Source organism: Pseudonocardia petroleophila, from assembly GCF_014235185.1.
Taxonomy (GTDB): Bacteria; Actinomycetota; Actinomycetes; order Mycobacteriales; family Pseudonocardiaceae; genus Pseudonocardia; species Pseudonocardia petroleophila.
This window is the reverse complement of record NZ_CP060131.1, coordinates 3,065,865-3,086,731: the sequence shown is the minus strand read 5'-3', so window position 1 is coordinate 3,086,731 and position 20,867 is coordinate 3,065,865. Positions and strand designations below refer to the sequence as shown.

Below are 20,867 nucleotides of genomic sequence, written 5' to 3'. Positions count from 1 at the left end.
CCATGGCCCGTCGGGCCGTGGCCGCAAGCACCTCGCTGGCTCACCCTGTCCGGGAGGAAGCCACGAACGTGAGGATTGGTGCTGGCACGGCGGGCAGACGCACGTCCATCTCGTAGTCTGTGATCTCCTCCGGCTCGCCTCCCGCTCGGGCGACCGCGGCGGCGAGCACCTCGTGCAGCTCGGATGAGCTGGCCGGGTCGGCGAAAGTCGAGAACCGTGCGACCTCGGTCCCGCGGCGCCGGACCGTGAGCGCGAGCAGCATGCCGGTCTGGCCGTCCTCGGTCGGCGGTGCGACCGGCTCGAGTGGAACCGAAGCAACGAGCACCGGCCCGACGACGCGAAGCTCGTTGCGGCCGTGCCGCGCGAGCGTGCCCCACTCGGTCAGCAACACAAGAGATCGCTTGGCGGTCGCCAGCGACACCCCGTGTCGGGTCGCCAGTTCGGCCGCCGTCGGTGCCGGCGCACCCGGCGGGAGCGTTCCGTCCGCGACCTGACGCGCGACCGTGGCCGCGATGGCCTGATACGGGTACCTCGGCTCCGCCTTGATCAGGTCGGCCTCGTCCTGCTCGGCCGGCCGCTCCGGCATCCCCGCGCCGAGTCCCTTCGCCGCGCGCTGGTCCGCCTCCGACACCCACGCGGAGTACGCCTTGAGCGTGGTCGTCCCACCGCCGCCATGTCCGAGACGGCCGGCGACAGTCCGCGGGTCGACTCCTCCGGCGATCAGCTCGGTTGCCGAGTAGTGCCGCAGCTTGTGAATGGTCGTCTCGACGCCGAGCCGCGTCACCATCCGGTCGTAGCGCTGGGTCACGCTGTCCGGCGTCAGGAACGTCGACCCGTCGGCCGACCCGGAGAACAGGAAGCCATCGGCCGGGAACTCGAACCCGAGCGCCTCCGCGCGGACCCGGCACCGCTCGATCTGCTGACGCAGCACCAGGACGGTCTCCGCGTCCAGCGCGATCCGCCGTTGCTGGTGCGTCTTGAGGTCCGCCTCGAGCCACCCCGCGCCCGGCTCGCGGCGGATGGCCCATCGCAGCCAGATCGTCTCGCGACCCTCGTCCAGGTCGACCGACGAGACCCGGATCGCGCACATCTCGCCTCGTCGGACCCCGGTCGTCATCGCGGTCCAAACCAGCGCCCCCCAGTCCGGATCTCGCCATGACTCCTTGACGATCCGGGCCGCCTGCGCGGCCGTCGGCGGCTGCGGGTTTGGCTTCGGAGCCGGCGGCGGCTCGGCCTGCGCCATCGGGTTCACGCTCAACCACCGCCACCGGACCGCGCGCTTGTAGGCGCCGGACAGGATGAAGTGAATGTGCCGGATGGTCGTCGGCGCCAACGGCTTGCACTGGTGCCGGACGCAGCGGTCGTCGCACTCGTGCGGCTCGGCGACCCGGTGGTCGATCTCCCGCCTCCGCGAGCAGCGACGACGGCATCGCCGGAGCTCGCCGTAGAACGAATCCAGGGTCTCGGCGTCGAGCTGGCCGATTCGCACGTGCCCGAGGCACGGCGAGATGTGGTTGCGGACGTGCGTGCGGTAGAGCTCCAACGTGTTCGGGGAGCCGGCGAACTGGTCGAGGTAACGCTCGAGGAGCTGGTCGACGGTCGCGCTCGTGCGGGGGTTGCGCTTCTCGGCGACCTGGCTGAGCAATCGATTGCGGGCCGCTTCGGCCTCGCGTTGGGCCTTCGGGCCCGCCTTGACGATCTCCTTGAGGTAGTGCCGCTTGCCCGTCACGGGGTCGATGCCCGCGTAGACGGACACGCGGAGAGCGCCGCTCGGCAGCGGCTCGATGCTCCCCCGTGCGCGGCTCTGACCGGCCGCGGAACCTCGCGCCATCTCGGTAGCGTAGCGCGGTTCGCACCACATTTGATCCCATGAGGGCCGACCATGATCGGCCGGTGGAGCTAAACGTGCTGGTCAGACGTGGAGCGGGCGACGGGAATCGAACCCGCGTAGCTAGTTTGGAAGACTAGGGCTCTACCATTGAGCTACGCCCGCAGTGCCCGGCAGGCCGGGCGTCCGCCACTCTAGCGGACGCACTCGGCCGGGGTCCCGAGGTGGCGTCAGGCGAGCGGGTCCACCGGGAACACCGCCGCGTCCGGGCCGGTCACGACCGTCTCCTGGTACCCGTCGCCGTCGGCGTCGAGGGAGACCTCGTCGGCCACCACGTCGCCGTCGACGTCCACGGCGGTCACGTCGACCCAGCCGTCGCCGTCCGTGTCGTACTCGGCGACGTCGGCGTAGCCGTCCCCGTCGACGTCGGTGGTGACGACGTCGACCCAGCCGTCACCGTCGGAGTCGATGACGGCGGTCTCGGCGTAGCCGTCGCCGTCGGTGTCGACCAGGTCGACGCTGCTGATGATCTCGGTGCTCATGGTGCTCTCCTGTGGTCCGTCGTCGGTGGGACCAGCCTGGCGGCGCGACGGCGGGGAACGGAGGGCGTCATCATGCGGACCCGCGGTGGTGCCACCACCCGTCACACCCGGGTGGCGTGCACCACCAGGTTGTCGGTGTAGCTGCGCTCGCCGCGGTCGAAGTCGCCTGCGCAGGTGACGAGCCGCAGGACGTCGTCGGCCGTCGCGCCGAACACGGCGAAGGTCGGGAACTCGTCCTTCGGCACCTGCTCGGTGCGGTCGACGGCGTAGCGGGCCACCGTGCCGTCCCCCGTCGCCACCTCGACGACGTCGCCGGGCCCGAGGTCGCGCAGCCGGTAGAAGACGGCGGGACCGTCGCGCGAGTCGACGTGCCCGAGCAGCACCGTCGGCCCCCGGCCGCCGGGCCGCCCGCCCTCGCGGAACCAGCCCGCCAGTGCGTAGTCCTCCGGAACCTCCGCGGAGCCGTCGGCGGCCAGACCCAGGTGGAGCAGGTCCGAACGCACGCCGATCGACGGGATCGCGACGCTCGCGGGCTCGGCCGGGGCCACGACGGCCGGCGGGACGACGGCCGTCGTGGCGGGAGCAGCCGGGGCGGGAGCAGCGGGGGCCGCGACCGGCGCCGCCCCGCACCCGGCGACGAGCACGAGTGCGGCGACGGCGAGACCGACGAGCAGGTCAGTCCTGCGCACGCCGCCGGGCCACGACGGTGCCGACGCCCGCGACGCCGACGAGCGCGGCGGCACCGAGCGCGACCGGCGCCCAGTCGTCGCCTGCCGCGCCACCGGCGCCGGTGGCGACGCCGCCCATCGGCACGCTGGTCAGCTGCCCGCGCACCGCACCGGCGGTGAAGTTCGCGGTGTGGGTGTCGGTGAAGAACGCCGACGGGTCGGCCTCGATCTGGTCGAGCGTGAAGCCCTCACCGGTGTCGGTGCCCTCGGGCGCCACGCCGGTGGTGAACGGGCCCTGCAGGCAGCCCTCGCTGCGCAGGGTGCCGCTGCCGTCGTCCTCGGGGTTCGGGAACGCGATCCGCGGCGGGCCGGCGGCACCGGCCTCGGCCTCGTGGATGTGCGTCGCGGTGCGCGCCGGGCTCATGTACGGCGGCGTGACGCCGTTCAGGGTGATGTCGTAGCAGATGATCTCGTCGTCGCTGTTGATCCGGTAGTTGAAGGTGCCGGTGGCCCCCTCCTCGCCCGGGGTGGCGACGCCGTCGTTGTTGATGACCATGTCGGGCGTGGCCATCGCGGTGAACATGCTCGTGAAGGTGCTGGGCTCCGGCACCTCGGTGTCCTGGGCGGAGGCCACCCCCGCGGACAGGGCGACGGAGGCGGTGGTGATCGCGCTGAGGACGGCGATCCGGCGGACTGTGGGGCGCATGGGTTCCTCCCGGAGACAGGCCCGGCGACTGGTTCGTACCGGTTCGTCCGTAGCTACGCGCCGCAGTCGCCCACCGTTCAGACCAGCGGAGAACTTTCTCGACCCACGCGCCTACACTCGGCCCGACGGGGTGTGGCGCAGCTTGGTAGCGCACTCGCTTTGGGAGCGAGGGGCCGTGGGTTCAAATCCCGCCACCCCGACCATCAGCACCGACGGTGGCCGGTGCGCATCCACCGGTGGATCGACCCGGGAAACACCGTTGAGGACCTGTGTCAACTCCCGGGTACGACGAGGGACTGGCGTCCGAGCGGGCCTACGTGGCCGGGCTCCACGTGCGGCTCGACGCCGAGCGCGCGCGGGTGCAGGCGGAGCACGACGCGGCGCTGAGGAGCCACGACGGGACCGCCGTCGAGCGGGACGTCGAGGTCCGGGCCGCGGCGAAGCAGGTGAAGCGGTTGCACGTCGCGGACGAGGGGTTGTGCTTCGGCCGGATGGACGCGCTGTCCGGCGACCGTTCCTACATCGGCCGGATCGGCCTGTTCGACGCCGACGACGACTACGCGCCGCTGCTGCTGGACTGGCGGGCCCCGGCGGCGCGCGCCTTCTACACCGCCGCGGGTGCGCACCCGGAGGGAATGCGGCGGCGGCGGCAGTTCCACTCCCGGGGGCGCCGGGTCGTCGAGTTCACCGACGAGGTGCTGGGACGGCCCGACGGCGACACGCGGGGCGACGCCGCGCTGCTGGCGGCCGTGGACGCACCGCGGGGTGAGGGGATGCGCGACATCGTCGCGACGATCCAGGCCGAGCAGGACGAGATCATCCGGCTCGACCACCCGGGCGTGCTCGTGATCGAGGGCGGCCCCGGCACCGGCAAGACGGTGGTGGCGCTGCACCGCGTCGCCTACCTGCTCTACACGCAGCGGGAGCGGATCGAGCGCAACGGCGTGCTCGTCGTCGGCCCGAACCCGGCGTTCCTGACCCACATCAGCCGCGTGCTGCCGTCGCTGGGCGAGTCCGACGTGGTGTTCCTGACCACGGGCGACCTCGTTCCGGGCCGGCACGTCACCGTCGGCGGCCGGGGCCACCTCGTGGGCAGCGGTGCTGGACGCGTACGTGCCCGGCCGCTGGGTCCACCGGTCGCTGACGGTCAACTACCGCACCCCCGCGGAGATCATGGCCGTCGCCGGTGCGGTGCTCGCCGAGTTCGCCCCCGACGCCCGGCCGCCGGAGTCCGTGCGGGCGTGCGGGGTGCGGCCGTGGTCGCGACGGGTCACCGACGACGAGCTGCCCGCCGCCGTCGAGGAGTTCGTGCGCGATGAGGCCGGGCGCGCGGGCACCAGCGTCGTGATCGGGACGGGTGGCGTGCCCGCGTCGGCGACGAAGGGCCTCGAGTTCGACGCCGTGCTGGTCGTGGATCCCGACCGGATCCACGCCGACGGCCGCCACGGCCCGGCGGACCTCTACGTCGCGCTGACGCGCGCCACCCAGCGCCTCGGCGTCCTGCACCGGGACCCGCTGCCGCCCGTGCTGGCCGGGCTCGCCGAGCGGTGACCGGCGGGCCGGTCAGGACGCGAAGTCGGGCCGGTTGCCGCGCACGTCGGCCGAGCGGTCCTTCGGCTCCTCCCAGTCCTCCTGGCGGCCGAGCGCGGTGAGGTCGAGGAAGTAGTACGACCCGCCCGTCGACTCCGCTCCGCGCGCGTACTGGGAGTAGGTGTGGAAGACGCGCTCGCCGTCGCGCAGGAAGCAGCTCAGGCCCGGGAGCTCGACGGGCCACTCCGCCGACTCCAGCTCGCGGTAGTTGTAGACGGGCGGGGCGACGGCGGGGTCGAGCGTGACGCCGAAGTCGTGGTTGAACGTGGTGCCGTACGAGGAGTACCAGGGGAACGTCCACCCCTTCTTCGCCTTGTACGCCTCGATCTTCTCCAGCGGCGCCCGGGACACCTGTACGAGCGTGGTGTCGCGGGTGTGCAGGTGGTCGAACAGGCCGTCGGACATCTCGTCGGCGCCCGCCGAGCAGCTCGGGCAGCCCTCGTCCCACTCGGGCGGGAACATGAAGTGGCCGACCATCAGCTGGCGGCGGCCCTCGAACAGGTCGAGCAGGCCGATCTCGCCGTCCGGGCCGGCGAAGCGGTAGTCGGCGGTGATCTCCACCATCGGGAGCCTGCGGCGGTCGGCGTTGACGGCGTCGCGGGCGCGGGTCAGCTCCTTCTCGCGCTCCAGCAGGGCGGTGCGGGCGGCGACCCACTCCTCGCGGGTGGCGATCTCGGGCAGTGCCATCGTCGGTCCTCTCGTCGTGGTCCTTCATGGGTAGGACCGGCCGGGGCCGGAAAAATCATCGGCGCGTCCTGTCGGGGGTCGGCGGTAGGGTCGCCGCCGTGACGACCACCACGCCCGTCGATGTCCGGCCCGAGGAGTTGGAGCAGTACCGCCGGGAGCTCACCGGCTACTGCTACCGCATGCTCGGCTCCTCCTTCGAGGCCGACGACGCCGTCCAGGAGACGATGGTCCGGGCCTGGCGGAAGGCCGACGGGTTCGAGGGCCGCTCGGCGGTGCGGTCGTGGCTCTACCGGATCGCCCACAACGTCTGCCTCGACATGCTGCGCAGCCAGAAGCGGCGCGCCCGCCCCGTCGACCTGGGGCCGGCGTCGCGGGTGGAGGCGTTCACCGACGCGAAGCGGCCCGACTACGAGTGGGTGGGCCCGATGCCCGACGAGCGGGTGCTGCCCGCCACGGCCGATCCGGCCGAGCTCACCGCGGCGAAGGAGAGCGTCCGGCTGGCGTTCGTCGCCGCGCTGCAGCACCTGCCCGCGAAGCAGCGGTCGGTGCTGATCCTGCGCGAGGTGCTCGCCTGGCAGGCCAGCGAGGTCGCGGAGCTGCTGGAGACGTCGGTGGCGTCGGTCAACAGCGCGCTGCAGCGGGCCCGGGCCACCCTGGCCGCGCGCGACGTCGAGCAGACGGCCCCCGTCACCGCCGACCAGCAGGCGCTCCTCGCGCGCTACCTCACGGCGTTCGAGAGCTACGACGTGCAGGGCCTCGTGGCGCTGCTGCACGAGGACGCGGTGCTGTCCATGCCGCCGTACGAGCTGTGGATCCAGGGGCGCGACGAGATGGCGAAGTGGTTCGTCGGACCGGGGTCGGGCTGCGAGGGCTCGCGGCTGCTGCCGATCACGGGCAACGGGCTGCACGGGTTCGGTTCCTACCGGCCCGACGGGCACGGCGGGCACGACCCCTGGGGCATCCAGCTGCTGGAGTTCCGGGGCGACCTCATCGCCGCCCAGCACAGCTTCATCGACCCGGCGCTGTTCCCGGAGTTCGGCCTGCCGACCCACCTCGACCCGGGCCAGGTGTGGCCGCCGGAATGACAGGCCGCTCCCCCAACGGGCGAACACGGACGGACCACACTGCGACCATCGGCTGATCCTGGGGCGGAGGCCGAACCGAACACCCCTGCGCGCACGGAGACGATGAACTGGAGTCGGGTACAGCTCAGGGAGTCGTCATGGCGAAGGATCTGTTCACCGAGTGCGCGGAGCAGCTCGCCGCCTCCCCGGACCTGGTCACCCAGCTGCTCGCCGAGCACTCCCCCGGCGCCGACGGCTGGTGCCGCGGCCACAGCGCGCACCGCGAGCGGTTCCCCTGCTCGATCCGGCGGCTGGCCGAGCTGGCGGCCGGCGGGCCGCGGGGTGCCGGTGCGGCGCGCTCCGCCGTCGTCGGGACCGCCCACCGGTCGGGGTAACGAAACGATCACCGGTACCGAATCCACGCACGGGGTCGCGGACCGTACATCCGCGTCCGACCCCCGGCCGGTGGCGGCCCCCCTCTCGTCACCGGCCCGGGCCCGTGCCGTCCGTGCCCGGACGGCACGGGTTCGTCCCGCTCAGCTCGCGGGCTGGCAGGTGGGGCACCAGAACAGGTTGCGGGCCAGGTGCTTCTCGTGCGCGATCGGCGTGCCGCACACCAGGCAGGGCCGTCCGGTGCGCCGGTAGGTGTAGACGCGACGGGCACACAGGGCTCCCCGGTCGGGGGCGTCGAGCATCCGGGGGTCGTCCTCGGGGCGCAGCGTCTCGATCTTCCCGCGCTTGACCCCGTCCCGGAGCATGTCGACCAGGTCGGCCCACAGCGCGTCCCAGGTGGGGCGGTCGAGCGCCCTGCCCGGCAGCAGCGGGTCGAGACCCAGCCGGAACAGCGCCTCGGCGCGGTAGACGTTCCCGACGCCCGCGATCACGGTCTGGTCCATGAGCAGGGTGGCCAGCGGCGCACGGGAACGGGAGATCCGGGCCCACGCACGGTCCGGGTCGGCGTCCTCGCGCAGCGGGTCGACGCCGAGGCGGGCGTGGACGGCGTCGGCCTCGTGGTCGGTGATCAGCTCGCAGGTGGTGGGCCCGCGCAGGTCGGCGTAGTGCGTCGGCCCGACCAGGCGCAGCCGCACCAGCCCGCGCGGCGGGTCGACGGGCACCTTCACGTCGCTGAACTTCCCGTACAGCCCGAGGTGGACGTGCACGACGAGGTCCGGGCCGTAGTGGTGGAACAGGTGCTTGCCGTGCGCCTCGGCGCGCTCCAGCACCCGCCCGTCGACGATCTCGGCGCTCGTGGCGAACCGGCCCTGCGGGCTGGACGCCTCGACCGGCTTCCCGACGAACCGGCGCCGGTGGGTCCGGGCCAGGCGGTGGAGCGTGTGTCCCTCAGGCATTCGGGACGGCGGGGGCCTCGCCCGTGCGCTCGTACTCGGCGAGCATGTCGATGCGCCGTTGGTGGCGAGGGTTCCCGGAGAACGGCGTGGTCAGGAACGTCTCCACGATCGCGAGCGACTCCTCGAGGATGTGCATCCGCGCCCCGATCGCGACGACCTGCGCGTCGTTGTGCTCGCGCGCGAGCCGGGCGGTGTCGTCGTTGTAGGCCAGCGCGGCGCGGCACCCGGGCACCTTGTTGGCCGCGATCTGCTCACCGTTGCCCGACCCGCCGATGACGACGCCGAGGCTCTCGTCGTCCTCGACCGTCCGCAGCGCCGCCTCGACGCAGTACGGCGGGTAGTCGTCGTCGGGGTCGTAGGTGGCCGGGCCGACGTCGATCGGCTCGAGGCCCAGGGTGGTCAGGTGCTCCACCAGCTTGGCCTTGAGCTCGAAGCCGGCGTGGTCGGAGCCGAGGTAGACGCGCACGGGCACAATCGTGCCCCATGGGTGCGGTGGCCGGGGTGGACGGGGTTCCCGGCGGGTGGGTGGTGGCCCGCGTCGGGGCCGGGGGCGTCGCCTGGTCGGTGTGCGCCGACGCCGCCGCGGTGCTCGCCGACACCGTCGGCTGCGCGGCCGTGGGCGTCGACATCCCGCTCGGGCTCTCCGCCGGGCCGGCGCCCCGGGCCTGCGACGTCGAGACGGCGCGGGCACTGGGCCGGGCCCGGTCGTCGGTGTTCCCGGCGCCGCCGCGGGCGGTGCTGCAGGCCCCCGATCACGCCGAGGCGTGCGCGGTCGCCCGCGAGCTGACCGGGCGCGGGATCAGCCTGCAGAGCTTCCACATCGGGCCGAAGATCCTCGACTGGGACGCGCTGCCGACGCGGCCCGCGCACGTCGTCGAGGTGCACCCGGAGCTCGCGCTGCGCCGGCTCGCCCCGGACGTGGTGTTCGCGTCGAAGAAGACCGCGCGCGGTTCGGGGCAGCGGATCGCCGCCCTGAGCCGCTGGCTCGACGTGCCCGCCGCCCTCGCCGACCTGCCCGCGGGCGCCCGCCTCGACGACGTGCTCGACGCGCTGGCGGCGGCGTGGTCGGCGCGGCGGTTCGCGGACGGGGTGCACGAGGTGCTGGGTCCGGAGATCGACGACCGCGGCCGGCCGATGGGTGTCGTGGTCTGACCGCTTTGCTCTGCTTACCCCTACGCACCGGGGTGGTGCGTAGAGGTGAGCAGAGCAGAGCGGGGGCGCGGCGGGCCTACTTGCGGCCGCCGCCGAGCAGGCCGCCGAGCAGGTCGCCGATGTTCGGGGCCCCGCCGGAGCCGCCGCCGGCGAGCACGCCGCCGAGGATGCCGCCCAGGAGGTCGCCGATCCCGCCGCCGCCCGCGGGGGCCTGCGGGGCCGGGGCGGGCGTGGGGGCCGGGGCCGCGCCGCCGGTCAGCTTCGAGGCCAGCCACGACATGACGATCGGGGCGAGGATCGGGAGCAGCTGGGCGATGAGGTCCTGGCCCACCTTCCCGCCGAGCGCGCCGGTGCTGCCGAGCTGCTGCACGACCTGGCCGCGGTTCGCGCCGAACACGTGCCCGACGATCTTGTCGCCGTCGGCGGTGTCGACCTGCGCGAGATCGACCCCGCCCGCCGCGAGCCCGGCGTCGTGCTGCTGCACGGCGTTCGCGAACGACGACGCGCCGCCGGGGTCGTCGGTGTTGGCCTGGATGCCGCCCAGCAGCGCGGGCAGCGCCTGCCGCGTCGCCGCCTCCGCGGTCCGCTCGTCCACCCCGAGCCGGCCGGCGAGCTGGCTCATCGGGATCTGCGACAGGATCTCGTCCACAGGACTCATGACATGCGCCTTCGCGACGGGGCCGCCCCCCTGGGCGGCGACGCGGGCAGCCTAGCGGTGATCAAACCGGCTTCTCGACGACCTCGTCCGGGTCGTCGGGGCCGGGCCGGCGGCCGGTATCGGGGTCGGGGTCGGGGTCCGGGTCGCCGTCGGCCGCGTCCTCGGGAGGGGTCGGGCCGTCGAGGTAGGTCGCGGGACCCGGTTCGGGCACCGCGGCGTCCGGGGTGCCGGTGACGCCCGTGCGCTCGTCGATCCGCTCCCCCAGGTACCGCACCACCACCGCCGCCGCGGCGACGACCGGCACCGCGAGGAACGCGCCCGCGATCCCGTAGAGCGTGCTGCCACCGGTGACCGCGAGCAGCACGACGGCCGAGTGCAGGCCGAGGCTGCGCGACTGCAGGATCGGCTGCAGCACGTTGCCCTCGATCTGCTGCACCGCGACGATGATCACCAGGACGATGACGGCGGTGGTGAACCCGTTGCTGACCAGCGCCACCAGCACACCGAGCGCCCCGGCGACGATCGCCCCGACGATCGGGACGAACCCGGCCAGGAACGTGAGCACGGCCAGCGGCAGTGCGAGCGGGACGCCGAGGATGAGCAGCCCCGCACCGATCAGGACCGAGTCGACGAGGCTGACGATCGCCTGGGTGCGGATGAAGTCGCCGAGGGTCTTCCAGATCCGCCGGAAGACCTCCGCGAGGTGCCCGCCCGCGCCGTCCCCGGCGACGGTCCGGACCCACGGCAGGAACCGCGGGCCGTCCTTGACGAACAGGAACGCCAGCACCAGCGTCAGCAGGGCGGTGACGACGCCCGACGCGACACCGCCGACCCCGGTGACGACGCTGGTCGCGATCGTCGACACGCTCTGCTGGAGCTGCGCGGTGGCCTGCTGGATGTAGTCGTCGAGCTGGCTCTGCCCGAGGTTGAGCGGGGGCCCGGAGAGCCAGTCGCGGATGGCCTGGATGCCGGACGTGGCGCTCGCGGCGATCTGGCCGATGCTGCCCGCCACCGACGTGCTGATCAGCGTGAGCAGCCCGGCCAGCACGACGATGCCGCCGAGCAGCACCGTGCCGGCGGCGAGCGCGGGCGGGAAGCGGTGCGCGCGCAGCCACGCCGTGGGCGGCCACAGCACCGTCGCGAGGATCACGGCGAGCAGCGTCGGCAGCACCACCGACCACAGCGCGCCGATCAGGACCCACAGCAGCACCGCCCCGGCCGAGACCAGGACGAGCCGCAGGCTCCACCGGGCCGTCCAGCTCACACCGTCACCGATGGCGGTGCCCCGGCCCCTGTTGGCGCCCTCGCTCGTCGTCCCCTGGCCCGTGGTCACGGCGCAAGGTTGTCAGAGATCGCACGATCCCGGCGGTCGGGACCTTGACCTGCACCGAGGTTCAACTCCTACGGTCGCCCCATGAGCATGGAGATGGTGGCCTGGCACTCGATGTACCAGGCAGCGCACGCGCACGACGAGCGCCGGTCGTTCTCCCGGGCGACGCTGCGCCGGATCGCCGGTTTCGCCCGCCCGCACCGCCGCCGGCTCGGTCTGTTCCTGGTGCTCAGCGTGGTCGGCGCGGCGCTCGGGGTGGCCACCCCGGTCCTCGCGGGGCGGGTCGTCGACGCGATCGTCAACGGCGGTCCGGCGAGCACCGTGCTCGGACTGGCCGCGCTGATCGCGGTCATCGCCGTCGCCGTCGCCGGGTTCGGGGTGGCGCAGCGCTGGCTGTCCTCGACGCTCGGCGAGGGGCTGATCCTCGACCTGCGGGCCGCGGTGTTCGACCACGTCCAGCGCCAGCCGGTGGCGTTCTTCACCCGCACCCGCACCGGGGCGCTGGTCAGCCGGCTCAACAACGACGTCATCGGCGCGCAGCGCGCGTTCAGCGACACGCTGTCCGGGGTGGCGGGCAACCTCGTCACCCTCGCGCTGACGCTCGGGGTGATGCTCACGCTGTCCTGGCAGGTCACGGTGCTCGCCCTGGTGCTGCTGCCGCTGTTCGTCCTGCCCGCGCGCCGGGTCGGCAGGCGGCTCGCGGCGCTGCAGCGGGAGTCGGCCGAGCACGACGCCCGGATGGGCACGCAGATGACCGAGCGGTTCTCCGCACCGGGCGCCACGCTCGTCAAGCTGTTCGGGCGCCCCGCCGAGGAGACAGCGGAGTTCGTGGCGCGCGCGGCGCGGGTGCGCGACATCGGCGTGCGCACCGCGATGGTGCAGTGGGTGTTCGTGACGGCGCTGACGCTCGTGTCGGCGCTGGCGCTGGCCCTGGTCTACGGCCTGGGCGGCTGGCTCGCGCTGACCGGCGGCATGGCCACCGGTGACGTCGTGGCACTGTCGCTGCTGATCACCGGCCTGTACGCGCCGCTCACGGCGCTCGCGAACGCCCGCCTCGACGTGATGACCGCGCTGGTCAGCTTCGAGCGGGTCTTCGAGATCCTCGACCTCACGCCGCTGATCGCCGAGCCGGCCGACCCGGCCCCGCTGCCCGACGGGCCGCTGTCGGTCGAGTTCGACGCGGTGCGCTTCGGCTACCCCTCGGCCGACAAGGTGTCGCTGGCGTCGCTGGAGGAGGTGGCCCAGCTCGACGCGCGCGGCGGCGAGGAGGTGCTGCACGACGTCTCGTTCACGGCCCTGGCCGGGCAGATGATCGCGCTGGTCGGGTCGTCGGGGGCGGGGAAGTCCACGATCGCGCAGCTGCTCCCCCGGCTCTACGACGTCGACTCCGGCGCGGTGCGCATCGGCGGGGTCGACGTGCGCGACCTGGCCTTCGACGACCTGCGCGGGGCGATCGGGCTGGTCACCCAGGACGGGCACCTGTTTCACGAGTCGATCCGGGCCAACCTGCTGCTCGCCCGCCCGGAGGCCGGGGAGGACGAGATCTGGTCGGCGCTGCGCCGGGCCCGCCTCGCCGACCTCGTCGCGTCGCTGCCCGACGGGCTCGACACCATCGTCGGCGAGCGCGGCTACCGCCTCTCCGGCGGGGAGCGCCAGCGGCTGACGATCGCGCGGCTGCTGCTCGTCTCGCCCCGGGTGGTGGTGCTCGACGAGGCCACGGCGCACCTCGACTCCACCTCCGAGGCCGCGGTGCAGGAGGCGCTGGCCGCGGCGCTGGAGGGCCGCACCGCGCTCGTCATCGCGCACCGGCTGTCCACGATCCGCGCGGCCGACCTGATCCTGGTGCTCGAGGCGGGGCGGGTCGTGGAGCGCGGGACGCACGCGGAGCTGATGGCCGCAGGCAGGCGCTACGCCGAGCTGCACCACACGCAGTTCGACGAGCCGCCGGTCCTCACGGCGTGAGCGGGACCGTGGACGGGCGGTGGGTGGAGGTCGGCGACGGGGTGCTGGCCCGGCGCCACACCGAGCTGGACCTGACGGTCGGGCTCGTGCTCGGCGGCGAGCGGGCGCTCGTCGTCGACACGCGCGGCGACGTCCGGCAGGGCGCCGAGTGGGCCGCCGCGGTGCGCGCGCTCACGGCCCTGCCGCTGGTCGTCGCCATCACCCACGCGCACTTCGACCACTGCTTCGGCACCGCGGCGTTCCTGCCGTGCCCGGTCTACGCCCATCCCGCCTGCCGCGCGGCGATCGTCGCGACGGCCGCGGCGCAGCGGGCCGAGTGGGCGTCGTACTACCGCGACCGGGGCGACGACGCCACGGCCGCCGCCCTCGTCGGCACCGACCCCCCGCCGCCCGACCGGACCGCGCCGACCGCGCTCGACCTCGGCGGCCGCACCGTCGCGCTGCGCCACCCCGGCCGCGGCCACACCGACCACGACCTGGTCGTGCACGTCGACGACGTGGTGTTCGCCGGCGACCTCGTGGAGCAGGGGGCCCCGCCGTCGGTCGGCCCGGACTCGGTGGCGGCGGAGTGGCCCGGCACCCTCGACGCCCTCCTCGCACTGGCGCCGCGGGTGGTCGTCCCCGGCCACGGCGACCCGGTGGACGCGGCGTTCGTGGCGGAGCAGCGCGACGGCCTCGCCTGAGCCGGGCGTCAGGCGAGCGTGATCGCGCCGTCGGTGACCGTGATCGCCTTCTCCGCCAACGGGGCCGGGGCCGGTCCGGCGACCACCGAGCCGTCGAGGGCGAAGCTGCTGCCGTGGCAGGTGCAGTTGATCGTGCCGCCGGTGACGTCGGCGACCACGCAGCCCTGGTGGGTGCAGGTGGCGGTGAACGCGCGGACGGTGCCGGCGACGGGCTGGGTGAGGACGACGTCCTGCGCGGCGAGGATCAGCCCGCCGCCGACCGGGACGTCGGCGACGGCGGCGAGCGGGGTGCCTCCGGGGGCGGCGGGAGGCGCGGCGGCGCGGCCGGAGCCGTACCCGGCGCAGCCGGTGAGCGCGGCGCAGGCCAGCCCGCACAGGACGGTGCGGCGGCCGAGTTCGGTGGGCATCGTCGTCTCCTAGAAGGTCAGGCCGGAGGTGGTGAAGAACCAGACCGAGGACGTCAGCCACAGGGCGACGAGCGCGGTGAACACGGCGCCACCGAGGACCGGCAGGCTCCACTTCGGTGAGCCCGACCGCCGGAGCAGCAGCATCTTCGTGACGAACGCGCCGTAGAGGAAGCAGCCGAACAGCGAGTGCACCAGCACCCGCGGGTCCCCGGACTGGAAGCCGAGCGCGTAGAGGCAGTGGGTCGCCACCGGCACCGTGAGCAGCACCGCGGCCCGGCCCGACCAGCGGTGCAGCGTGCCGGTCCACCCCGGTGCGGTGATCCGCGGGAACCGCCCGTACATCACGAGCGACGACCCGAGCTGGACCAGTGCGAGCACGAACGCCGCCGTCGCCAGCCACGCCTTCGCCGCCGTGCCGCTGGAGAAGCCGCCGACGTTGACGGCGAAGAACGTCGGCTCGTGGAGGCGGCCGTACACCCCGATCCCGACGGCCACCGCGGCCCCGATCCCGGCGGCGAGCAGCCACCCGGTGCGCGGGGCGACGGGGGCGGGAGCAGGAGCGGGAGCGGGAGCGGCGGGGCGCAGCGGGAGGTGCGGCTGCGTCGCCGGGTCGTCGTAGGGCGTGCTCATCGGGACACCCCCTCGGAGGCACCGTCGACCGCGGTGACGGTGACGGGCGCCCCGTCGAGGACGACGGCGTCGGGCGCGGCCGGATCCAGCGGCGGGGCCGCGACGACCTCACCGGCGGCCCGCGCTCCTCCGGTCACGGTGCCGTCGACGGAGATCCAGCCGATCCGCACCGCGACGCCGTCGACGTTCGCGCGGCCGTCGTAGAGGCCGTCGGGGGCCTGGACGACCGTCGCCGCGAACGGCCAGGTCCCCCCGCCCGCCGACACCGAGCCGAGCACCGCGGCCGCGTCGGCGCTCCCGGTGAGCACGGCCCCGTCGGCCCCGGTGAGCGCGAGGTCCGCACCGGTCAGCGTGCCCTCCAACCACGCCTCGACCCGGTCGCCGTCGCAGACGTAGGCGACGGCGCGCCCGTCCTTCACCGCGACGGCGACCGTGACCTCGTTCCCCGCGGACCGGCCCGCCCAGACCGACTCGACGACGGCGGGCGGTTCCGGCTCCGCCACGGCGGGTTCCGGGACGGCCGGCTCCGGGACCGCAGCGGGTGCGGCGGCCGCAGCGGGCACCGGGGCGGCGGCCCCGGGGTCGGTGAGCACGTCGACCGCCAGCAGCGCGCCGCCGAGTACGGCGACGGCCCCCAGCGTGAGCAGTGGTGCGCTTCTGTTCATCGGTCCGTCCCCTGACGTGTCGGCGGGTGCCCGCACACGGTCCCGCCGCGGGACGCGGCGCAGGAGGTCCGACGACCGGTGCGAACCGGTACTCCGACACAGAGCAGCCGGCCGGTCCGGGGGATACGCGCTAGGCGTCGACCGCGGACAGCGCCCGCAGCCGGAACGCCGGGACGGGCCCGGTCCGGCCCTTGACCGTCAGGTCCCCCAACGGCTCGACGACCACCCCGTCGGGCAGCAGCGCCCGCGTCGCCCCGCCGATCACGACCTGCCCCGGCTCGGCAACCGACTCCAGCCGGGCGGCGACGTTCACGGCGTCGCCCATCGCGTTGAAGTTGCGCAGCGCGGTGCTGCCGATGTTGCCGACCAGCGCGGGGCCGGTGTTGATCCCGATCCGGAACGTCGGGCCGCCGTCGTCGGCGACGCCGGCGATGCCCTCCTGCACGGCGAGGGCGGCGCGGGCGGCGCGCAGCGCGTGGTCGGGCTGCCGGGCGGGGGCGTTGAACAGGGCCAGCATCGCGTCGCCGACGAACTGCACGACGGTGCCGCCCTCGGCCAGCACGGCCGCGGTGGCGATCTCGAAGTAGCGGTTGAGCAGGACCACGACCTCCTCGGGGCTCGCCGTCTCGGAGAAGGTCGTGAACCCGCGCAGGTCGGCGAACACCGCCGTGACCTCGACGACGGCCCCGCCGAGCGCGGCCTGCGTGGGGTCGGCGAGCAGCGCGGTGGCGACGTCGGGCGACATGTACTGCCGGAACAGCCCGTCGAGCTGGTGGTAGAGCCGGGCGTTCTCCATGCCCATCGACAGCTGGCTGGCCAGCGACGCGAGCAGGGAGCGGTCGCGGTCGGTGAACCCGCCGGCCCGCCGCACAAGCAGGACGCCGGCCGGGAGGTCCTTGACGGTGAGCGGGCAGGCGAGGACGTCGTCGCCCGCCACGACGGGGTCGAGCCCGTCGGGCACGGCGGGCTCGTCGGTCCAGGTCGGGTCGGTGGACAGGACGTCGGGGTAGCGCAGGACACCGTCGGTGAGCAGCCCGATCCGCACGGAGTGGCCGTCGAAGCCGTCGGCGACGCGGGTGACGGCGCGGCGCAGCAGGTCGTCCTCGGCGAGCCGCACGCGCGACTCGTGACCGATCGCGACGAGCACCCCGAGCCGGCCGATCTGCTCGCGCTCCCCGCGCAGCGCGGACGCGGCGCGGCCCAGCACGGCGGTCTGCCCCTCGGTGAGCCCGAACCGCGCCGCCATCCCCGCGGTGATCAGCCCCATCTCGTCAGCGGAGATCTCCCCCGCCTCCTGCCGCCGCACGGCGGACACCAGCGCCTCCAGCGCGGCCCCGTACTCCGCGCGCACGGCCTGCACCGTCTCCTCGGTGCGCACGCCGTCGAACAGCCCGGTGGTCGCGCCCTCGGCCTGGTAGCCCGCGTACGCGCTGTAGGCGATGTAGCCGAACGCCACCGCCATCAGCACGTGCCACAGCCACCAGGTGAGGTGCCAGCTCGGCCCGAGCACGACGGCGATCATGGACTCGGCGAGCAGCACGTTGGCGGTGAGGATCGACAGCAGCATCACCGAGCGCCGGCGCCGGTAGAGCTGGAGGTAGCGGACGGTGACGACGGCGTAGAGCAGCACCGCGGTGGCCGCGACGGCGACGAGCGGCCCGGACAGCTGTTCGGCGATCGCCGGGTCCGCCAGCGGCGGCAGACCGGCCAGCGAGACGGCGCCCCACAGCGTCGCGGCGGCCAGCAGCCCGCGGCGCAGCCACGGCGCGAGGCGCAGGACCGCGGCGGACGGGAGGTCCAGCGCCGACGCCGCGGTGAACAGCGCGGCCAGCGCCAGGCCGACCGGGGTCGCCAGGGCGAACCCGCCGTTGCGGCTGCCCACGAGCACCCCGGGCGTGGCCAGTGCGTGCAGCCCGAGGAACAGGGCGGCGGCCAGGAACGCGAGACCGACCAGCAGCAACCGGGCGTCGTCGTGGCGGCGGGCGGCCCGCGCGACGAGCACCGCCAGCCCGACGTTGAGCGCGGCGGCGAGCGCGACCAGCCAGAAGTGCGTCGGATGGTGCTCCAGGCGGACGTCGGCGGCGGGCACCGCGAGCAGCAGCCCCAGCCCGGCCAGGGGCAGGGCGAGGTGGAAGGTCCACACGGCGACCCGGGCGGGGACGCCCCCGGCGTGCTCAGCCACCGGCCCTCCTGCGCAGCCCGTCGAGGTCGCGGACGGTCATGGTCCGCCGCCCGGTGGTGACGAGCCCCCGCTCCCGCAGCGCCCGCAGCGCCTTCGCGACGGCCTCGCGCGAGGCACCCACCCACCCGGCGAGCTCGTCCTGCGAGAGCGGCACGGGGATCCGGACGCCGTCGGCGACGGGTTCGCCGAACCGGTCGGCCAGCTCGACGAGCCGCCCCGCGACCCTGGCGGCGATGTCGAACGCCCCGAACTCGACGCGCTTGCGGTCGGCGTCGCGCAGCCGGGAGGTGACCAGCCGCAGCAGGGCCATCGCCGCACCGGGCCGGTCGGAGAGGAAGCCGACGAAGTCCGGCCCCGGCACGACGAGGGCCACCACCGGTTCCAGCGCGGCCACCGACGCACCCCGCGGCGCGCCGTCGACGGCCGAGAGCTCACCGAGCAGGGCACCGGGCCCGCGCACCGCGAGGAGCACCTCCTCACCCTGCTCGGTGATCGAGAAGACCTTCACGCGGCCGCTCACGACGACGACCACGGTGCTCGACCGGTCGCCCTCCAGGAACAGCGAGGATCCCGCGGGCCAGCGCCGGTGCCGGCCGCGCGCGGTCAGGGCGGCGCGCCCGGCGTCGTCGAGGCTCGACAGGAACTCCTCGGGCTCGGACACAACGACCTCCCCGGGGGCGACGGGCGGGCGCAGTGTCCCACCGGCGCCGCCGCGGTGACCAGGTCCGATCGAGGCCTCACGTCGCCGGTGCGGTCTCGGCCGCCGCCGCGCCGGGGACCGGGGCGGGCAGCTCCCCCGCCGGTGGACCGGTCGCGCCCACGCTCTCCGCGCCGCCCGCGGCCGGGGCCCCACCCGGGTTCGGCTCCCCGCCGGGGCTCCCCGCCCCGTCCGGGGTCCCGGTCCCGCCCGGGCTCGCCGCCCCGCCCGGACTCCCCGCCCCCTCCGGGGTCCCCGCCCCGCCCGGACTCGCCGCCCCGTCCGGACTCCCCGTCCCGGCGGGCGGGGCCGGCTGCCCGGTCACCGGCGGCTCTGCGGTGGTCGTGGGATGGGCCGGTGTCGTCGTCGGGGGCGGCGGCGGCGGGGCGGCGGTCGGGGCGGGGGGTGCGACGGACCGCGGCGCCGTCCGCGGGGCCGGTTCGGGATCCGGCGGCTCGGGAGCGGGCGCGGGCGCCGCCTCCGTGGTGGCCTGCGCCGTCGTCGGGAGCACCGGACCGACGTTGCCGACCGAGGTCGGCTGCGGCGTCGACGCCGCCGCACCCGCCGCGGGGCGGCCCGCCCAGGCGATCGCGCCGCCGAGCACCGCCGTGCCCAGTACCGCGGCCGCGACCACGGCGACCAGCCTGCGGGGGAACTCGCGACGGGCCGCCCCCTCGGAGATCGGCCGGACCGGGCGCGGCGGCCGGATCGCGGTGGTGGGCGGGGTGGCGTCGCCCGGACCGGCAGCGGGGAGCGACCGGTCGGGCGGGGCGGGCCGTCCGCCTGCCGGGACGCCGGCCTCCCCGGCCCGACGCGCGACCTCCTCGCGCACCGTCGCCGCGCGGAAGGCCGCGTCGCGGACCGACCCGTCGCGCACCCCGCGGTCCGGCGACCGGTCGTCCGCCGACACCGCCCCCGCCCCGTGCGCGGCCAGCGCCGCGGCCGCCGGGGCCTGCGGGCCGCGGGCGACGAGCGCCGCCCCGGCCGCGATGACACCCTTCGGGTCGGCGTCGACCGACGCGGGCCGCCCGACCCCGGCCGAGACCAGCTCGGTGACCAGCGGCATCCGCGACGACCCGCCGACGAGCAGCAGCGCCCCGAGATCGGCGGGGGCGACACCGGCGGAGTCCAGGGCCCGCACCAGCGCGTCGACGGTCTCGGCGACGGCGGGCCGGATCATGTCCTCGAACTCGGCGCGGCCCAGCCGCACGCGGGTGTGCAGTCCGGGGAGCATCACCGGCACGTGCACGACGGTGTCGACCGAGAGCGCCTCCTTCGCCGCGGTGCACTCCCGGCGCAGCCGCGCGACCGCCTCCAGCACGGCGGGGTCGGTGCCGTCGAGCTCCGCCCACGCGGGGCCGAGCGCGTCGCGGACGTGGCCGAACACGGCCTCGTCGAAGTCGACGCCGCCCAGGCGCTCGAGCCCCTCCGGCGTGCCGAGCAGCGCGAACCCGCCGCGCGGGTCCTTGCGCACGACGGCCGCGTCGAACGTGCCGCCGCCCAGGTCGTAGACGGCGACGACGGAGCCGGGCTCGACCCGCTCGGCGCTCGCGTAGCCGACCGCGGCGGCCTGCGGCTCGGTGAGCAGCAGCACCGGCCCGACGCCCTGCCCGTCGAGGGCCGAGCGCAGCGCGGAGACCTTGTGCGGGCCCCAGCCCGCGGGGTGGGTCACCGCGATCCGCGACGGCGGGCCGCCCTCGCGCTGCGCCACCTGCCGCACGAGCGCGGCGACGAACCGTGCAGCCAGCACCTCGGCCGGCACCGGCTCGCGGCCGACGAGCACGGGCGTCGGGTCGCCGATGCGGCGCTTGAACTCCCGCACCACCCGGTCCGGATCCGACAGCGCGCGCCGCTCGGCGGCCTCGCCCAGCAGGAAGGACCCGTCGGGGCCCGCGTACACCGCCGACGCGACGGCGTGGCCGTGCTCGCCGAGCGGGACCGGCTCGGCCGCACCGGCACCGGCGCGGCACACCGCGGCCGCCGACCAGGTCGTGCCCAGGTCCACACCCAGCTGGTACATCGGTCTCTCCTCCGTGGCCGTCCCGTCGGATCACCGACGCCGTGGGG

20 protein-coding genes, 2 tRNA genes and 1 pseudogene are annotated in these 20,867 nt (G+C 75.1%); 7 read left to right on the top strand and 16 right to left on the bottom strand.

The genetic code is table 11. The features are described 5' to 3' along the window. Positions 1-40 precede the first annotated feature (40 nt). From H6H00_RS15390 to H6H00_RS15370, 5 genes are all read right to left on the bottom strand, one after another. On the bottom strand, positions 41-1,756 hold the full coding sequence (locus tag H6H00_RS15390; RefSeq protein WP_255425771.1) for a tyrosine-type recombinase/integrase: 1,716 nt from the start codon (positions 1,754-1,756) through the stop codon (positions 41-43). Between the two features lie 163 nt (positions 1,757-1,919). Further along, positions 1,920-1,993, bottom strand: a tRNA-Gly gene (locus H6H00_RS15385). 65 nt (positions 1,994-2,058) lie between these two features. Then, positions 2,059-2,370 carry a hypothetical protein gene (locus H6H00_RS15380; RefSeq protein ID WP_185721916.1) on the bottom strand — a complete coding sequence of 104 codons (312 nt, stop codon included), beginning with the start codon at positions 2,368-2,370 and terminating at the stop codon, positions 2,059-2,061. Positions 2,371-2,471: 101 nt separating this feature from the next. After that, the gene (locus H6H00_RS15375; protein WP_185721915.1) at positions 2,472-3,059 is read right to left on the bottom strand and encodes a class F sortase; all 588 of its coding nucleotides are present in this window, start codon (positions 3,057-3,059) and stop codon (positions 2,472-2,474) included. After that, positions 3,046-3,744 carry a CHRD domain-containing protein gene (locus H6H00_RS15370; RefSeq protein WP_185721914.1) on the bottom strand — a complete coding sequence of 233 codons (699 nt, stop codon included), beginning with the start codon at positions 3,742-3,744 and terminating at the stop codon, positions 3,046-3,048. The genes H6H00_RS15375 and H6H00_RS15370 overlap by 14 nt, the downstream gene beginning before the upstream one ends. A gap of 126 nt (positions 3,745-3,870) precedes the next feature. On the opposite strand from H6H00_RS15370, the gene H6H00_RS15365 reads away from it, so the two are divergent. Both H6H00_RS15365 and H6H00_RS15360 read left to right on the top strand, forming a co-directional pair. Then, positions 3,871-3,947 (top strand) — tRNA-Pro (locus tag H6H00_RS15365). A 66-nt stretch (positions 3,948-4,013) separates the two neighbouring features. After that, positions 4,014-5,295, top strand: a pseudogene (locus H6H00_RS15360) (UvrD-helicase domain-containing protein). 12 nt (positions 5,296-5,307) lie between these two features. Here H6H00_RS15360 and H6H00_RS15355 read toward each other — a convergent pair. After that, on the bottom strand, positions 5,308-6,021 hold the full coding sequence (locus H6H00_RS15355; protein ID WP_185721913.1) for a DUF899 domain-containing protein: 714 nt from the start codon (positions 6,019-6,021) through the stop codon (positions 5,308-5,310). Between the two features lie 98 nt (positions 6,022-6,119). On the opposite strand from H6H00_RS15355, the gene H6H00_RS15350 reads away from it, so the two are divergent. After that, entirely contained in the window at positions 6,120-7,106 is a 987-nt protein-coding gene (locus tag H6H00_RS15350) for a sigma-70 family RNA polymerase sigma factor (protein ID WP_255425770.1), read from the top strand. A gap of 137 nt (positions 7,107-7,243) precedes the next feature. Next, positions 7,244-7,480: a hypothetical protein gene (locus H6H00_RS15345; RefSeq protein WP_185721911.1), complete on the top strand. Its 237-nt coding sequence runs from the start codon at positions 7,244-7,246 to the stop codon at positions 7,478-7,480. A gap of 141 nt (positions 7,481-7,621) precedes the next feature. Here H6H00_RS15345 and H6H00_RS15340 read toward each other — a convergent pair whose 3' ends face one another. After that, a complete protein-coding gene (locus H6H00_RS15340) occupies positions 7,622-8,434 on the bottom strand; it encodes an Fpg/Nei family DNA glycosylase (RefSeq protein WP_185721910.1) in 813 nt (270 codons plus the stop codon). Continuing rightward, on the bottom strand, positions 8,427-8,900 hold the full coding sequence (locus H6H00_RS15335) for a ribose-5-phosphate isomerase (protein WP_185721909.1): 474 nt from the start codon (positions 8,898-8,900) through the stop codon (positions 8,427-8,429). Before H6H00_RS15335 ends, H6H00_RS15340 begins: the two co-directional genes overlap by 8 nt. 17 nt (positions 8,901-8,917) lie before the next feature. Between H6H00_RS15335 and H6H00_RS15330 the strand changes: the two genes are divergently transcribed. After that, a complete protein-coding gene (locus tag H6H00_RS15330; protein ID WP_185721908.1) occupies positions 8,918-9,586 on the top strand; it encodes a DUF429 domain-containing protein in 669 nt (222 codons plus the stop codon). Positions 9,587-9,662: 76 nt separating this feature from the next. Here H6H00_RS15330 and H6H00_RS15325 read toward each other — a convergent pair whose 3' ends face one another. Both H6H00_RS15325 and H6H00_RS15320 read right to left on the bottom strand, forming a co-directional pair. Continuing rightward, positions 9,663-10,244, bottom strand: coding sequence for a DUF937 domain-containing protein (locus H6H00_RS15325; RefSeq protein WP_185721907.1), 582 nt, complete (start codon positions 10,242-10,244; stop codon positions 9,663-9,665). A 61-nt stretch (positions 10,245-10,305) separates the two neighbouring features. Next, positions 10,306-11,577: an AI-2E family transporter gene (locus tag H6H00_RS15320; protein WP_185721906.1), complete on the bottom strand. Its 1,272-nt coding sequence runs from the start codon at positions 11,575-11,577 to the stop codon at positions 10,306-10,308. Positions 11,578-11,688: 111 nt separating this feature from the next. Here H6H00_RS15320 and H6H00_RS15315 point away from each other — a divergent pair, with 111 nt between their 5' ends. Beyond that, positions 11,689-13,536: an ABC transporter ATP-binding protein gene (locus tag H6H00_RS15315; RefSeq protein ID WP_255425838.1), complete on the top strand. Its 1,848-nt coding sequence runs from the start codon at positions 11,689-11,691 to the stop codon at positions 13,534-13,536. 8 nt (positions 13,537-13,544) lie between these two features. Further along, positions 13,545-14,219, top strand: a complete 675-nt coding sequence (locus H6H00_RS15310; RefSeq protein ID WP_185722471.1) for an MBL fold metallo-hydrolase — start codon at positions 13,545-13,547, stop codon at positions 14,217-14,219. An 8-nt stretch (positions 14,220-14,227) separates the two neighbouring features. On the opposite strand, the gene H6H00_RS15305 is transcribed toward H6H00_RS15310, so the two are convergent. From H6H00_RS15305 to H6H00_RS15280, 6 genes are all read right to left on the bottom strand, one after another. Next, a complete protein-coding gene (locus tag H6H00_RS15305; RefSeq protein ID WP_185721904.1) occupies positions 14,228-14,626 on the bottom strand; it encodes a QcrA and Rieske domain-containing protein in 399 nt (132 codons plus the stop codon). Between the two features lie 9 nt (positions 14,627-14,635). Then, the gene (locus H6H00_RS15300) at positions 14,636-15,256 is read right to left on the bottom strand and encodes a DUF6529 family protein (RefSeq protein ID WP_221775881.1); all 621 of its coding nucleotides are present in this window, start codon (positions 15,254-15,256) and stop codon (positions 14,636-14,638) included. After that, positions 15,253-15,921, bottom strand: a complete 669-nt coding sequence (locus H6H00_RS15295; protein ID WP_185721903.1) for a hypothetical protein — start codon at positions 15,919-15,921, stop codon at positions 15,253-15,255. The genes H6H00_RS15300 and H6H00_RS15295 overlap by 4 nt, the downstream gene beginning before the upstream one ends. Before the next feature lie 130 nt (positions 15,922-16,051). Beyond that, positions 16,052-18,103: an adenylate/guanylate cyclase domain-containing protein gene (locus tag H6H00_RS15290; protein ID WP_221775880.1), complete on the bottom strand. Its 2,052-nt coding sequence runs from the start codon at positions 18,101-18,103 to the stop codon at positions 16,052-16,054. After that, on the bottom strand, positions 18,096-18,764 hold the full coding sequence (locus tag H6H00_RS15285) for a Crp/Fnr family transcriptional regulator (RefSeq protein WP_221775879.1): 669 nt from the start codon (positions 18,762-18,764) through the stop codon (positions 18,096-18,098). The genes H6H00_RS15290 and H6H00_RS15285 overlap by 8 nt, the downstream gene beginning before the upstream one ends. Positions 18,765-18,840: 76 nt before the next feature. Next, on the bottom strand, positions 18,841-20,820 hold the full coding sequence (locus H6H00_RS15280) for an Hsp70 family protein (protein WP_185721902.1): 1,980 nt from the start codon (positions 20,818-20,820) through the stop codon (positions 18,841-18,843). Positions 20,821-20,867 lie beyond the last annotated feature (47 nt).